The sequence below is a fragment of the Chryseolinea sp. H1M3-3 genome (genome assembly GCF_029360725.1).
Taxonomy (GTDB): Bacteria; Bacteroidota; Bacteroidia; order Cytophagales; family Cyclobacteriaceae; genus Chryseolinea.
Map to the genome: position 1 here is coordinate 839707 of NZ_JARKMY010000010.1, position 15669 is coordinate 855375.

The 15669-nt window shown below is 40.4% G+C and carries 15 protein-coding genes; 9 read left to right on the forward strand and 6 right to left on the reverse strand.

The window, feature by feature from the left end; genetic code table 11:
• The first annotated feature begins 4 nt into the window (after window positions 1-4).
• From P2W71_RS20405 to panB, 9 genes are all read left to right on the forward strand, one after another.
• The gene (locus tag P2W71_RS20405) at window positions 5-1018 is read left to right on the forward strand and encodes an STELLO glycosyltransferase family protein (RefSeq protein WP_276373178.1); all 1014 of its coding nucleotides are present in this window, start codon (window positions 5-7) and stop codon (window positions 1016-1018) included.
• 10 nt (window positions 1019-1028) lie between these two features.
• Window positions 1029-2006, forward strand: a complete 978-nt coding sequence (locus P2W71_RS20410; RefSeq protein ID WP_276373179.1) for a hypothetical protein — start codon at window positions 1029-1031, stop codon at window positions 2004-2006.
• 10 nt (window positions 2007-2016) lie between these two features.
• Window positions 2017-2922 carry a glycosyltransferase family A protein gene (locus P2W71_RS20415; protein ID WP_276373180.1) on the forward strand — a complete coding sequence of 302 codons (906 nt, stop codon included), beginning with the start codon at window positions 2017-2019 and terminating at the stop codon, window positions 2920-2922.
• A 119-nt stretch (window positions 2923-3041) separates the two neighbouring features.
• Window positions 3042-3950: an FkbM family methyltransferase gene (locus tag P2W71_RS20420; protein ID WP_276373181.1), complete on the forward strand. Its 909-nt coding sequence runs from the start codon at window positions 3042-3044 to the stop codon at window positions 3948-3950.
• A gap of 54 nt (window positions 3951-4004) precedes the next feature.
• Window positions 4005-5231, forward strand: a complete 1227-nt coding sequence (locus P2W71_RS20425) for a glycosyltransferase (protein ID WP_276373182.1) — start codon at window positions 4005-4007, stop codon at window positions 5229-5231.
• Between the two features lie 94 nt (window positions 5232-5325).
• A complete protein-coding gene (locus tag P2W71_RS20430) occupies window positions 5326-6465 on the forward strand; it encodes a glycosyltransferase family 4 protein (RefSeq protein WP_276373183.1) in 1140 nt (379 codons plus the stop codon).
• Window positions 6466-6551: 86 nt separating this feature from the next.
• The gene (locus tag P2W71_RS20435; RefSeq protein ID WP_276373184.1) at window positions 6552-7025 is read left to right on the forward strand and encodes an Lrp/AsnC family transcriptional regulator; all 474 of its coding nucleotides are present in this window, start codon (window positions 6552-6554) and stop codon (window positions 7023-7025) included.
• An 80-nt stretch (window positions 7026-7105) separates the two neighbouring features.
• Window positions 7106-7606: a phosphoribosyltransferase family protein gene (locus P2W71_RS20440; protein WP_276373185.1), complete on the forward strand. Its 501-nt coding sequence runs from the start codon at window positions 7106-7108 to the stop codon at window positions 7604-7606.
• Window positions 7607-7710: 104 nt separating this feature from the next.
• A complete protein-coding gene (gene panB, locus P2W71_RS20445) occupies window positions 7711-8529 on the forward strand; it encodes a 3-methyl-2-oxobutanoate hydroxymethyltransferase (protein ID WP_276373186.1) in 819 nt (272 codons plus the stop codon).
• 139 nt (window positions 8530-8668) lie between these two features.
• Here the strand turns inward: panB and P2W71_RS20450 are convergent, their stop codons facing one another.
• From P2W71_RS20450 to bshA, 6 genes are all read right to left on the reverse strand, one after another.
• Window positions 8669-10006, reverse strand: coding sequence for a PhoH family protein (locus tag P2W71_RS20450; protein WP_276373187.1), 1338 nt, complete (start codon window positions 10004-10006; stop codon window positions 8669-8671).
• Between the two features lie 207 nt (window positions 10007-10213).
• On the reverse strand, window positions 10214-10882 hold the full coding sequence (locus P2W71_RS20455; protein WP_276373188.1) for an ATP-binding protein: 669 nt from the start codon (window positions 10880-10882) through the stop codon (window positions 10214-10216).
• Between the two features lie 73 nt (window positions 10883-10955).
• A complete protein-coding gene (locus P2W71_RS20460; RefSeq protein WP_276373189.1) occupies window positions 10956-12473 on the reverse strand; it encodes a magnesium chelatase in 1518 nt (505 codons plus the stop codon).
• Window positions 12474-12546: 73 nt separating this feature from the next.
• The gene (locus P2W71_RS20465) at window positions 12547-13644 is read right to left on the reverse strand and encodes a VWA domain-containing protein (RefSeq protein ID WP_276373190.1); all 1098 of its coding nucleotides are present in this window, start codon (window positions 13642-13644) and stop codon (window positions 12547-12549) included.
• Between the two features lie 179 nt (window positions 13645-13823).
• Window positions 13824-14462: a sterol desaturase family protein gene (locus P2W71_RS20470; protein WP_276373191.1), complete on the reverse strand. Its 639-nt coding sequence runs from the start codon at window positions 14460-14462 to the stop codon at window positions 13824-13826.
• A 46-nt stretch (window positions 14463-14508) separates the two neighbouring features.
• Window positions 14509-15651, reverse strand: a complete 1143-nt coding sequence (bshA, locus tag P2W71_RS20475; RefSeq protein WP_276373192.1) for an N-acetyl-alpha-D-glucosaminyl L-malate synthase BshA — start codon at window positions 15649-15651, stop codon at window positions 14509-14511.
• Window positions 15652-15669 lie beyond the last annotated feature (18 nt).

Here is a 15669-nt window from a genome sequence, read left to right on the forward strand (position 1 = left end):
CTAAATGACTGAGCAAGTTTCAATTGTTGTAACCTCCATTTTTGAACCTAATGCATCACTGCAGGAACTGGCCAGAGGTGCAGCACAAAATGGCTGGGAGTTCCTTATTGTTGGAGATTCAAAATCGCCAGCAAATTTTTTTCTTAAGGGCGCGCAATTTTTTAATGTTGAAATGCAACGCAAATTCAATTTTCAACTTGCGGCGTTATGCCCCATTGGACACTATACCCGTAAAAACCTTGGATACCTTCTTGCTATTAAGAATGGCTCCGCCATCATTGTTGAAACCGATGACGATAATATTCCTGTCGAAGGTTTTTGGGTCCCGCGCACCAAGTTTTTAAATTCAATGGAAATAACGGGCCAGGGCTGGTATAATGTCTATTCACTTTATAGCGACAGACCTATTTGGCCCCGCGGCCTACCACTCGAGAATATTCTCCAAAATGCAACGGTAGAACTAAGCACAAACGGCAAAGATTATTTTAGCCCAATCCAGCAGGGGCTAGCTGACGGAAACCCGGATGTCGATGCTATTTTTCGAATGACACATCTCCTTCCACTGAACTTCAATAAACGTCAACAGCCCATCAGGCTTGCAAAAGGGCTATGGTCTCCCTTTAATAGCCAGAACACAACATGGTACAAGGAAGCTTTTCCATTGCTATACCTTCCATCTTATTGTTCATTTCGCATGACTGACATCTGGCGGAGTTTCGTTGCACAGCGAATTGCATGGGAATGCAACTGGCAGCTAACTTTTCATGACGCCACCGTATTCCAGGAAAGAAACGAGCACAACTTGTTGCGGGACTTTGAGCAAGAAGTTCCTGGATACTTATTCAATAACAAAATCAAGCAAATACTTGAAAATGCACCGCTACGGAGTGGTGTTGAGCACATCGCTCATAATCTGCGCGTTTGCTATAATGCGCTGATAAAGGAAAACATTATTTCGAGCAAGGAGGAAATGGAGTTGCTGGATGCCTGGTTACATGACATTGAAAAATGGAGTTGATTAAATAAACATGACTGCAGTAGAACAAAAACTTGCGCTGAACCTTAGGAGGTTTTTCAGAATTGGTCTTGGCTTCAAGGATAAGTTTGAAACAACTTCCGACAACTGTGACTACTTTGAACAGTCTGCATCTGATCTTATACGCGACGGACTTGCATCGAATGCGCCATTTGCAGTTTCAAGATTTGGTCACAGCGAGCTGCGCGCACTATTAACTTATCTCCATATTCAAGAAGACACATCCGAGTTTCGCAAATTATTATCCTTTATAAAGGGTGATAAAGTTGAGCCCTGGTGGAATAAAAATACCTTGAAGATAATCACACACAATGCCGGATTGTTTCCAAAAGATATTCAAGTGATTGAAAATTTTTGCGAATTAATTCTGAGAGACATGAAAGAGATTGATGTATTGGGTAGCTGGCTTGGTGGTGAAATGTGGATTAAGGATATGATGCCTGATACTAAATTCATGCGCTTCCATGATTTTTATCATTTTCTCCATCGTGACCCGTGGACAACGGCACTCAAAGACAAAAAAATTTTAGTGGTTCACCCGTTTTCAAAATCAATACAAAGTCAGTACAAAATAAAAGACAAAATTTTTTCCGGTGCGCATACCCTTCCCGATTTTGAATTGATCACTTATAAGGCCGTTCAAAGTATTGCCGGAAATAAACCTGAGGGGTTTAACACCTGGTTTGAAGCACTGGATGCCATGAAAACTGATTTTTCAAAAATAGATTTTGATATTGCCATATTGGGCTGTGGCGCTTATGGAATGCCACTCGCAGCTTCGATTAAAAGGGATCTAAGGAAAAAGGCTGTACACCTTGGGGGAAACACTCAGATATTGTTCGGAATAAAGGGAAGCCGGTGGGAAAGCGATCCGAATTTCAGTCATATATTTAATTCATATTGGATTAAACCCCTGCCGGAAGAAACGCCTGCCGGACACGTCACAATAGATAGCAACTGCTATTGGTAAACTAACATGCATGGAGAGCCTCGAAGAAAATGCGCCTTTCTTTTCCATTGTCGTACCCACGTATAATAGGGCGGTGCGACTTCTTGAGGCTATTAAAACCATTCTTGCGCAACAATATTCATCTTATGAAATAATTGTAGTTGATGATGGTAGCACGGACAACACAAAGCTTGTGATTTCTGAAATGTCCGAGAAAATTCCAAGCATCAGATATTTTTTTAAAGACAACCAGGAAAGAAGTATTGCGCGCAACTATGGGATTATGCAGGCCAGGGGCAAGTATGTTGGATTTCTGGATTCAGACGACGTTCTGTATCCCAACCATTTAAAAGTTGCCTATGAATTACTGCAACGTAATAGTTTTCCAGAGGTTGGTCATTTGGGTTACGAGTTCGTGGATGAGCAGGGTGCCCGAATCCTCGTCAGAAATACTTTCGATAATTCATTTAAGGAAAAATTAATTGACGAAAATATTATTCATGGAAATGCGATCTTCATCCGAAGGGACATTGCAACGGAAATAAATTTTATTCCCAGTTCATCAGCAATTCTTTCGGAAGATTGGTATGTATGGTTAAGGCTGGCTGCGCGGTATCCATTCTATTTCGACAACACAGTTACCTCCGCAGTGGTGCAACATGAAGCACGCAGCTTGATGAATATCAACCCAGATAAGTTAATTGCAAGTACTGATACCATTGTTGCGTACCTAAAAAAAGATCTCCCATTTCTTAGAGCGTATAAGCATAAGATCGCTTATCATTTTGCAAATCACTACACCTTTCTAACGTTAATTCTATCGTTGACAAAAGAAAGGAGATTCGATACAATTAAATATTTACTAAGAGCAATACGGTATGACCCTACCGTTATTCTTCGAAAAAGGTTTCTGGCATCTGTTAAGCATTTTTTTTAACGAACTACTGCGATCAGTATACATTTGATGAATCAAGTAACGATAATAATTATTGAATTGAAGTTGTGATAAAAAAGCTGCTCCGAGACAATATCATTATAAATCCGATTTTACGAATCGTGATAAAAACAATTCATTGTTCTCTTACACCTATAGAGAAACTAACATCATTATATCGCATTTACGGAGTCGTTACTATATGCATAGATAATATATCCTTTAAAATCTATTCAAAAGCTGATGATCATATCGCCAACGAGCTTTTCTATAACAATGGGTACGAAGCCCAGGAATTTCAGCTTATAAAAGCCTTGACAAAAAAAAGCAGGTATTTTATTGATGTCGGTTCCAACACTGGTATCTTCTCGATTTATAGTGCCCTGACAAATAAGGATCTGAACGTCGTGAGCATCGAGCCACATCCGAGTAACTATAGAAGATTACTTCAAAATGTTGAAATCAACAAACTAACAAACATCAAAGCTTTTCCAAATGCAGCCGGGTCAACTGAAGGAACGGTAGAATTTACAATTCCGAAGGATCTAAGCATATCCACCACTGCATCTTCAAATGCAGCTTATACAAAGAACTTCCATAACATTGAATACACAACAATTGCCGTCCGGCAGAAAAAAGTGGACGACCTTCTCGCTGAGTTACCAATCACCCAACGGGATGTTATTAAGATTGATGTGGAGTACTATGAATTGGAAGTTTTAAAAGGCGCTGAATCCATTTTAAAATATAAACGACCGCTGGTAGTAATTGAAATCCTGGAATACGAAATTCTAATCAGTCAATTTCCCGCCATGAAAGGGAAAATCGATGCTACGCACGCTGACAAGATTTTTAATTTCCTTATGCATCTCGGATACTACTGTTATTCCATTGATCAGAATGGCCTAACTTTCCTGCATTCGCCCGAGCGGCAACAGAACAGGAATTTTCTATTTACACCAATCAGACTTTTACAACATACCTATGCGCATAGTGAAATCGATAAGGTATTGCAGGAAATTTCAGAATAACAACTTTGTGAATGATGCAGCAGGTATATTAGTGACTCAGTTGAACAAACCTAAATGAAGAAAAAATCAATTTTATTAGTTATACCGAATTTAGGCAAAGGTGGCGCACAACAGGTTTTTCGTGATCAACTTGAATTTTACTCGAAGCATTTCAATACCATAGGCTGTGTTTTTAATTGGGATGACACCTTTGAAGATGACAGGCAATCGAACATTATCTCTCTCGATGTACCGGCAGGAAAAAGTGGGTTTGATAAAATTGTTTCCTTTTGGAAAAGAGTTGCCGCGTTAAAAAAAATTAAACAGGAACACAACATCGATTTTTCCATCAGCCATTTAGAGGGTGCGGATTATGTGAATGTACTCTCGAGGCTTAATGACAAAATAATTTGCTGGATCCACGGCACCAAAGCTTACGACGAAAATATCCAAGGCATTTTGGGCACGCTTCGAAAGAAGGTTTTAATCCCCGCCGCGTATAGACGGGCTGATAAAGTTATTGCCGTGAGCGAAGGCATCGGCGCCGAACTCAACGAAGTTTTTAATATTCCTAGTTCAAAAATCAAAACGATTTATAACAGCTTTGTGTTGGATGATATTTTTACCAAGGCGACACAATCGGTATCCCGGGATATCCAAGAATTATTTTCAACCCGTTCGGTATTGATAACTCATTGCCGGCTATCGCGTCAAAAGAACTTATTTGCGTTGGTCGATATTTATATAACGCTTAAAAAAGAGTCGAATTCAAGATTGATGATATTAGGTGATGGTGAGCTGAGGGATGCATTGTTGAATTACTGCAAGGCAAATAATCTCACAGTTTATTCGGTGTGGGACGCAACCCAGTCATTTAACCTGAATTACGATGTATACTTTCTTGGTTATGAACGAAATCCATATCCCTATTTGCATCGAGCGTCATTATATCTGATGACCTCTTCCTGGGAAGGATTTCCATTAGCGCTATGTGAAGCGATGGCGTGTGAGGTCCCCGTTGTCGCTGCCGACTGTTACACCGGACCAAGAGAAATTATTTCACCCGGATTGGCATCCAATCAACCCATCACGTCACCTGTTTTTTCTCCGTGTGGCATTCTAATGCCGTTGGCCGAAAAAGAAAATTTAAGCCAGTGGACTTCTACGATTATTGCTGTCATGAATAACGCCGAGCAGCGCAGACAGCTGACTTCAAAAGGTAAAGAAAGGGTCTTGGCATTTGACCGTAAAAACATCCAACTGAAATGGTTAAATCTTATTAATCAATATCACGAGCATTGAAATTATTCATGAGAACCAATGTTTATATTTTCGGAAAAGAACGGTGGCGTCGGTATAACTTTGCAACGATGGCACTATGTCATTGCTTAAAAAAATGAACTCCGCAGACAAACGCATGAGCAAGCCCAGTATATTAATCATTGAGAATTCAATAGCGATTACCGGTGCGCTTAAATCCATCATTCGCAGTTCGCAAGGTCTGGCAGATAATTTTAATTTCATTTTTATTTTACCTAAGCAAAGCAGGGCCCTATCGTTTGTTCGTGAACAAGGTTTTGACGCATATGAATTACCGATGAAGGAATTAAGAAAAAACTTTGTTTCATTAATTGGTTACGGCCCTTCACTTTTTTATAACTCGTTCGCGCTGTATCAGATCACCAAGCGCCTTAAGGTTGACTTACTGGTTGTCAACGATTTTTATAATTTAATTGCCACAGGATATAAGATCCTCGGTGGAAGAGCTCCTTACATTTGCTATGTCCGTTTCCTTCCTTCAAAATTTCCGAAACAGCTGGTTAAATTCTGGTGCGCTTTGCATCACCGTTATGCGATGGCGACTGTTGCCGTATCTGAAGCTGTAAGAAAGGAATTGCCTTACCAGGAAAAGGTTGTAGTTATTGGCAATGAGCTACCAGCCGAAGAGGTTGCATTGTCTTCAACGCTCAACTGTAACACTATACTCTACCCTGCAAATTATATTCAAGGCAAGGGTCACGAATTTGCCCTTGAGAGTTTCGCGCGAGTGTCTCGAAGCCATTCGCAGTGGAACCTTCGGTTCGTCGGCGGTGATATGGGATTGCAGAAAAATAAAGATTTCAAAAAATATTTGATGGCATTGGCAAACCGCCTTAACCTAGAGGACCAGGTTTCGTTCCATGATTTTTCCAATAATATCTCCAATGAATATCTTCATGCTGGCATTGTTCTCAATTTTTCTGAGTCAGAATCATTTTCCATGACGTGTCTGGAAGCTATGTATTATGGCCGGCCCGTAGTCGCCACCCGAAGCGGCGGACCCTCGGAAATTATTGATCAAAACGAAACCGGCATCCTGGTGAACCTTAAGGATATTGATGCAATGGCCAATGCTATCGATTATCTGATCAAAAATCCTGAGCGACGTCAATTGATGGCATCTAAGGCTTATGAAAGCGTGAGGCAAAAATTTTCATTCTCCAATACGATTGGGAAACTCGAAAAGCTTTATCAAACTGCTGTAAAAGATTATTAGCCTAAAATTCTTTAAGGGCCGTTTTTTCAAAACAATTATAATTTTATCTTATTTTTGACCGAATTTTATTTGGACCTTCCTTTTTTATGAAAACACTTAAGCTGGACAACACAGATCGAAAAATTCTGGAAATTCTTCAGGCGAACTCTAATATCACGAATGCGCAACTGGCGAAGGAAATCGGATTGTCGCCGGCTCCCACACTGGAACGCGTCAACAAACTGGAATCATCCGGTGTGATAAAAAGTTATCACGCGGTTGTTGATACACGGAGCATTGGACTTGGAGTGAGTACTTTTGTCATGGTTACGTTAAAAGGCCACAACAAAGAAAACATCGAAAAATTTATTAAAGCCATCCAGATAATTGATGAAGTCATTGAATGTCATCATATCACAGGAGCCGGTGATTTTATTCTCAAAATAGTTGCTGCTGATATTGCAGCATATCAGCAATTGATGCTGGAGCAAGTATCAAACATTGAAGTCGTCGATAGTCTTCAATCCTTGGTAATTCTTTCTACCTTTAAAGACAGTAAGTCGATGCCAATACCGAACTAATTCGGATTTATATTTAACGTTCCCCATCGCCAGACGGTTTGACTATCGATAACTAACAGATAAGATTAGCAATATTTTTTATGGTAGCTGACAAGACATTGATATTGGACACCCGTAAGGTGAAGCAGAAAATAAAACGCATGGCGTATGAAATTTTTGAACACAACTTCAAAGAAAAAGGTGTTGTAATCGCTGGCATTGAGGGCCAAGGCTATGTTCTCGCTGAACTTCTTGCGAAGGAAGTGCAACATATTTCTCCATTAGAAATTAAACTCGTTAAAGTAAGTCTTGATAAACTTGCACCTCAGCAAAGTGAAATAAAAGTAGATTGTGATTTAAAGGAGCTGAAGAAAAAATGTATTATACTGGTCGACGATGTGCTAAACACAGGCCGCACATTTGCCTATGGAATGAAACCATTCCTTGCTGTCGAAGTAAAAAAAATTGAAACAGCTGTACTCGTAAACCGTAGTCATACGCTGTTTCCAATTTATCCGCAGTACACTGGTTACGAGTTAGCCACGACTATCAAAGACCACGTGGAAGTCAACCTCAGTGAGGGAACCGTATATTTAGTCTGACGTTTTAAAACGGAAGTCGAAATGCAGGCAACACTTATAAAAACAATTGACTTTGAATTTGCCCGCATTTGGCAGACGTAACTTTGAACTTTAACCTCAATCGAATGTCCTCACATAAGGCAGAAATCAAACGAATCACCACGCATCAACTTCGCGAAATGAAAAATCGCGGTGAAAAAATTGCTATGCTAACCGCCTACGACTTTAGTATGGCAAAGATCATAGATGGTGCAGGAATTGATATTATCTTAGTCGGTGACTCGGCATCCAACGTTATGGCTGGTCACGAAACGACCTTACCTATCACGTTGGATCAAATGATTTATCACGCTGCATCCGTCGTGCGTGCGGCTAAACGCTGCCTCGTAGTTGTTGACTTACCGTTTGGAACTTACCAGGGAAGTTCAAGTGAGGCATTGCGTTCGTCTATTAGAATAATGAAAGAATCGGGTGCTCATGCCGTTAAGTTAGAAGGAGGAAAAGAAGTGAAGGAATCGGTGGATAGAATTTTAAGCGCAGGCATTCCGGTAATGGGGCACTTGGGTTTAACGCCGCAATCTATATATAAATTCGGCACATATACTGTCAGGGCAAAAGATGACGCAGAAGCCAGCAAACTAATGGAAGATGCCAAGATGCTTGAGCAATGCGGCTGTTTTGGAATCGTCCTTGAAAAAATTCCGGCCGATCTTGCCAAGAATGTTTCTTCCTCCATTTCAATACCGACCATTGGTATTGGTGCCGGTCCGGATTGTGATGGGCAGGTTCTTGTTATGCAGGATATGTTTGGGATTACAAAAGAATTCAAGCCACGTTTTCTAAGAAGATATGCCGACTTGCATAAGATCATGACAGATGCAGTTACCCGTTACATTGGAGATGTTAAGTCTAAGGATTTTCCGAACGAGAACGAAAAATATTAAGACTTAAGATAGCTCTTTGGACGAGGTTACCTAGTGCACCAGAACAACTATGGTCTTCGAATTGTCCGCGTTGTAGAAACCCTTAATTGTGTTATATGAAATTTCGGGGATTGGAATTTAACATTAACTGCCAGGAAACCTACATAAGTTCATTTGCCAGGTTTGCCAATTCGGACCGTTCGCCTTTCTCTAACGTGATGTGGGCGTATAACTCATGATTCTGCAATCGGTCAATGAGTGTAGACAGTCCGTTACTTTGTGAGTCCAGATAAGGTGTATCGATCTGATAAATATCGCCCGTAAAAATAATTTTTGTGTTTTCTCCAGCGCGAGTGATAATCGTTTTAACCTCGTGAGGTGTTAAGTTCTGGGCTTCGTCAACGATAAAACAAATATTGGATAGACTGCGCCCACGGATGTAGGCAAGCGGCGTAATCATCAATTTTTCCTGATTCACCATTTCAGTGATGCGGGAAAATTCTTTGTCTGTTTCGTTATACTGATTTTGAATGAATTTCAGATTGTCCCACAAGGGTTCCATGTATGGATTTACCTTCGACTTTATATCACCAGGGAGATATCCAATGTCTTTATTGCTCAAGGGAACAATAGGCCGAGCAAGGTATATCTGTTTATATTCCTTTTTTTGTTCCAGTGCTGCAGCCAATGCAAGCAAGGTCTTTCCTGTGCCCGCAACGCCTTGAATTGAAACTAATTTAATCTCTGGTTTAAGAGCGGCATGAATCGCAAATGTCTGCTCTGCATTTCTTGGTTTTATACCATAGACAGCACGTTTCTCGACATGCTCTAACATTTCGTTAAATGGATTGTAATAGGCTAAAGCCGATTTCTTTCCGCTTTTTAAAATGTAATAATGATTTTTGACCGGCGTCATTTTATCCAACATTTCACCCGGCGGGCAATACCCTTTTTCATAAAGCAGGTTAATCATGTTGGCGTCGACTTCTTCAACGATCGTCTTTCCGGTATATAACGAAGAAATGTTTTGTACTTTTCCGGTAGTGTAATCTTCAGACTGTAAACCAAGTGCCTTTGCTTTAAGCCTTAGATTCACATCTTTAGAAACCAATATTATTTTTTTGTCTTTGGCTTCTTTTTGCAACTGGAGGGCTGAATTCAAAATCCGGTGATCGGGTTTCTCTTCATTAAAAATCTTGTTAGCGTCAATCGCGCTCTTAGTGTCCATCAGCACTTTAAAGTGACCCTTGCCTTTCCCATTGATGGGATTCCAATTATGAAGCATTTGCCCTTTCGCCAACTTGTCGATCAGACGAATAAATTCGCGGGCCTCAAAATTTTTGGTGTCGTTGCCTTTTTTAAAATTATCTAATTCCTCCAGCACCGTGATCGGAATGCCTACGTCATGTTCATCGAAGTTTAGAATGGAGTTGTGTTCATAAATAATAACTGACGTATCGAGGACGAATACCTTCTTTTCCTTTTTGGTTTTTGCCATGCTTCACAAAGAACTTGTTTACGAAATGTAATGAATGGAAATGAAAACCTGTACTAATTTTAAGTTTTTTTGGCCTCGATAGGACTTATCGTTTATTCGATAGCGCCTTCCATAAATGGTTTACTTGTCGGTCGTGAAGGTTATCGTTCGCCGATAAAGAATAGGCTTCAACCAATTAGGAAATTTTTCAGCTGCTTGGTTATTAAGTTAACCTTTCACCGCATACAAATCACCCTTTTCACTTGGAATGATTTTCAATACATTGGCAAGTACAAGCAGAATTAATTTTCGCGAAGCATACAAGCGATTCAATCCACTAAGGTTAACAAACTCTTTCAGCGTGATCACCTTTTTCTGATCCAAATATTGCATTAAAATTTTTTCATGTTCGCCATAGTGAAAACGGACATCTTTCATGCGCTGTTTCCGCTTCACAATCTCCCTTAACTCCCGGCTTGCTTTTATACTTTTGTCGTCAACCCGAACAAATGACTCTTTGCTTTTATTTTCCCCAAGAATGTAATGAGGTTTGCGTTTGCTTTCGGGTACCTCATATTGAATAACTGTTCTGGCATTCCCAATTGGAATAATGGTTATCGCGTATTGTAAGGCAGGCCGCACCTTTTTCAAAGCTTCATTCATGACATGCAGCTCATCTTCAGGATATTTTAATCCTGCGAGGGTTCCATCATCACCAATTCCTATTAACAGAATGCCGCCATGAGTATTAGCGAATGCAATCATTTCACGCGCAATTTTTTCCGGATAGGTTGCCTTGCGTTTAAATTCTAATGTAGCGCCTTCACCATGAGAGACCAATCGCTTAAGCTGCTGTACCTGCGTCGGATTTAGCGGAAAAGATTCATGTGATTTCATCGTGGCCTTAAAAGATAAGCGCTCTAAATAAAAATTCCCAAACATCAAACTTTCGCGAAGTTGAAAAAAATAGTTAGAATTTTCTTCTGCCCATAATCTCATCGTCCTCATCATCACCTTCGTCAGGTTTTGGAAGGGTAAACATGCTGCTCAATAGATCTTTAAATTGTAAACCAGCTGTGAGCGAATGTTTACTGATCAAACTATATTCTGCAAGACCATGAAGCGCGAACTCCATCAAAAATAAAGTAGTTGCTACATCCTGGTTAGGATGAAATTCTTTTACAAGGTCTCTCAATCCAGGAATCGCATTAATTTGTTTTTCAAATTCACTTTGACTCATGTCATGCAATAAGTCAACCGTGTTTCCTTCGCCGAACCAATTTGAAATTTTCCTGTACGGACTTTTCTCCTTTTGCTTTCTGAATTTATCCGGATCGGGGAAATAATTTACAAACTGCGTACGCAACGCTTTGCCTACTAAATTCTGAGCCACAATGCCCGGCCCTTCCTGCTCACCCTCATACACCAATTCTACTTTTCCCGTGATCGCAGGGATAACACCAACAAAATCGAGCACTCTTATTTGCGCGGTTTTTTCATTGTTCAAAATGCTTCTCCTCTCGGCGGATGCAACTAAGTTTTCATAGGCTGAAATAGTAAGGCGCGCAGATACTCCACTCTTTGAATCGACATACTCACTCTTGCGCGCTTCGAAGGCAATCTGCTCAATCAGGTCCTTTGCAATTTCGTTTACTGAAACAAGTCGCCGCTGCTCGGCTTTAAGACGCGCTTCTTGCTGCGTTATATGTTTTCCAATCTCTAATGTTTTTGGATAATGCGTGATGATCTGACTGTCAATCCGGTCCTTTAAAGGTGTTACGATACTTCCACGGTTGGTGTAATCCTCAGGATTTGCTGTGAATACAAACTGAATATCCAAGGGCATCCGGATTTTAAAACCCCGTATCTGAATATCACCTTCCTGCAAAATATTAAAGAGTGCAACCTGAATTCTTGCTTGTAGATCGGGCAATTCATTGATGACAAAAATACTACGGTTGGAACGTGGTATTAATCCAAAGTGAATAACACGTTCATCAGAATAAGGTAGTTTGAGGGTAGCAGCTTTGATCGGATCCACATCACCGATCAGATCTGCTATAGAAACATCTGGCGTTGCGAGCTTTTCTGAATAACGTTCCTCTCTATGCAGCCATGCAATAGGCGTTCCTTCACCCATCTCAGCGACCTTATCTTTACCAAATCTTGATATTGGATAGAAGGGATCATCATTTAATTCCGAACCCGCAATCACAGGAACGTACTCATCCAGCAAATTAACCATCAAACGTGCTAACCGAGTTTTTGCCTGTCCGCGTAAACCGAGCAGATTTATATCATGGCCTGCGAGTATGGCGCGCTCCAGATCTGGAATTACGGTTTCTTCATAACCCCAGATGCCTTCAAATACCGTCTGCTTATTTCTTAATCTGCTAATGAGATTTTCACGGAGCTCCTCTTTAATTGATTTTGATTTGTATCCTGAACTCTTCAGTTGAGCCAGCGTATTTATTTTTGAATGATCCATTCTATGAAATTAATTTAACTAGGGTATCAATCGCAGCTCGGCAATGAGCCATCGATCATGGACGTTGCACTAACTATAAATTCTTCCTGCGATTTCTTTTGAAATCTTCAAACACCAGATTTCCCAATCCTTCCAGGTTGCTATAATAAGCGTTGCCATTATTTGCTTTAGTAAAATCGCGAACAAAAGCTTTTAAGTAGGGATCCGTTGCAATCATAAAGGTTGTGACGGGTACCTTCAGCTTTCTTAATTGTCCTGCAAGGTTTAACGTCTGATTTAAAATTTTCGGATCAAGTCCGAATGCATTTTTATAATATTTAATTCCTTGTTTTATACACGTTGGTTTACCATCCGTGATCATAAAAATCTGTTTATTTGAGTTCTTCCTTCTGCGAAGTATATCCATCGCCAATTCCAATCCTGCCACGGTGTTGGTATGATATGGACCTACCTGAAGATACGGAAGATCTTTGATTTCAATTTGCCATGCATCGTCGCCAAATACCAGAATGTCGAGCGTGTCTTTAGGATATTTTTTTGTAATCAGCTCGGCCAACGCCATGGCTACCTTCTTGGCAGGCGTAATCCGATCTTCACCATACAAAATCATCGAATGTGAAATGTCTATCATTAACACGGTGGAGGTCTGTGTCTTGTATTCGCTTTCCATCACTTCCAGGTCTTCTTCTGTCATGAAAAAGTTGTCCAGCCCGTGGTTGATCTGCGCATTCCTCAATGAATCGGTGACCGAAATCTGGTCTAATGTATCCCCGAATTCGTAGTCCCTTCTTTCAGTGGTTTGCTCATCCCCGCGGCCGCTATGAGATGTATTATGCTCTCCCGATTTTGATTTTTTAAGTTTACCGAAAATTTCCTCTAAGGCCGACTGTCTTAATCGTTGCTCGCTCTTGGCGTTCAGCTTAAATTCCCCTTTGGGGCCTTCATCCGTGATGTACCCGTTTCGTTTTAAATCTTCAATAAAATCTCCGATTCCGTATTTATCATTCGTGAGACCATACTGGCGGTCTACTTCTGTAAGCCATTGTAATGCCTCGGCAACATTACCAGAAGTAATTAAAATAAGCTGCATAAAAATTTTAAGCAGCTTGTCAAAGTCACTTTGGGCTTTTTCAGGTGGTGGTGTGTAGCGGGAAAATCTGTAACCTAGCATTTTGCGTCACTTATTCATACTTAACCCTTAATTGCAATATTCTGTTCGACACCAGCCTTTATTTTCTAAAAGGTTGGGCATTAAAATGAGGCACGAATTCATTAACCCAAAATACTGATTTCCTTTTGGATAAAAACAAAAAATTGCCTCGAAAGGTAAGACTGATAATGGGATTGGGTTTAGTGATGGTGCTTAACACCCAGGTTCTTTTCCTTCATGGTACCATAGATATAGTCCCAAAGGGGAGATGAGACACCAAAAATTGTTTCTCCATTTTTATAATGATGAATACCGTGATTCACCCACAAAAATTTGAAAACATTTTTTGGTGGTGCAAACGCATGAACCATGTAATGGATGGCAAGATATGCAGCATACCCAACCAAAAATCCTGGCAAAAATGAAAACACAAAATCACCCATGACTAATCTGAACAACAACAATAATATAGTTGCAATAGTCACACTTAACAGCGGAGGCATGGCAAGCCGGTCTTTATCTTTAGGGAACTCGTGATGCACGCCATGAATGGTATATTGAAGTTTTGCGCGCAGCTCCGAATATGTTTTCATATGAAAAACATACCGATGCGTTACATATTCTACCCAGGTAAACGCGATAAATCCTACTAAAAACATTCCCACCGTCGTGGCAACTGAAAGATTGGTGTGCGTTGCACTCCAAATTAACAGCCCAATTGAATAAACAGAAAAAATACTTAACGGGATGGCAATGTGGGTTCGCGTCAACTTCTCCAGCACAGGGTTTTGGAAGAGCTTTTGCGTTCCTTTATTCTTCGGTGTAACTTCCTTCGTCATAAAACATTCATCTTAAAGTATACAAATCGCTCACCCTTAATGTACGTCATATTGTAGCTTTGGATGCAGTTTTTTCTAGTATTTTATGATAATAGTTTTCATACAGCGGTAAAATTTTGCTGATATCAAATTCCTGTGCCCGCTTTAAAGCATTTATCTTGAAAGTGGGCAAATTGTTTTTATCCAGGACAAACAATGATTTGCGTGTCATGTCTTCAACATCTCCCACCGAACTCAAAAAACCAGTCACGCCCTGAACATTTAGCTCAGGTAAACCGCCTGCATCTGAACTGATAACAGGAACTTCACATGCCATCGCTTCGAGCGCTGCTAAACCAAAACTTTCCTTTTCTGAAGGCATTAAGAACAGATCCGCCACGGAAAGGACTTCTTCAACCGCCTCCAGCTTCCCCAAAAAACGCACATCATCGGATATCGCGAGTTCGCGACACATCGCTTCTGCTCGGGTTCTCTCTGGGCCATCCCCTATTAATAAAAGCTTACTGGGAATTTCCTGATGAAGATTGGCGAATACTTTAATTACGTCCTGAACCCGCTTTACTTTTCTAAAATTCGAAGTATGTACCACCAAAGCTTCGTCTTTGGGACAAATGGCTTTTTTAAAGTGCTCTTTTTTCTGTTTCTTAAATTTCTCAAGATCGACAAAGTTAGGTATCACTTCAATGTCATTGGTAATCTGAAAGGACGCATACGTCTCACTGCGCAGATGATTAGAAACGGCGGTAACACCATCCGATTGATTGATGCTGAAAGTGACCACAGGTTCATAAGAAGCATCTTTACCAACCAGCGTTATGTCCGTGCCGTGAAGCGTAGTAACAAAAGGTATTGAGATACCGTGAGTCTTCAAAATCTGCTTGGCCATGTAGGCAGCCGAAGCATGCGGAATGGCATAATGGACATGCAGCAGATCCAATTTTTCATTTTTCACCACACTTACCATTTTGCTGGCTAGCGCAAGTTCGTATGGCGGAAATTCAAATAAAGGATAAGACCGGAAATCTACTTCGTGATAGAATAGATTTTCATTCAGAAAATCCAATCTCGTAGGCTGAGAATAGGTGATGAAATGAATTTTGTGACCTTCTTTAGCTAGTGCTTTTCCGAGTTCGGTAGCCACTACGCCGCTTCCACCAAAGGTTGGATAACAGACAATTCCGATATTCATTTTTCAAATAATAATAGT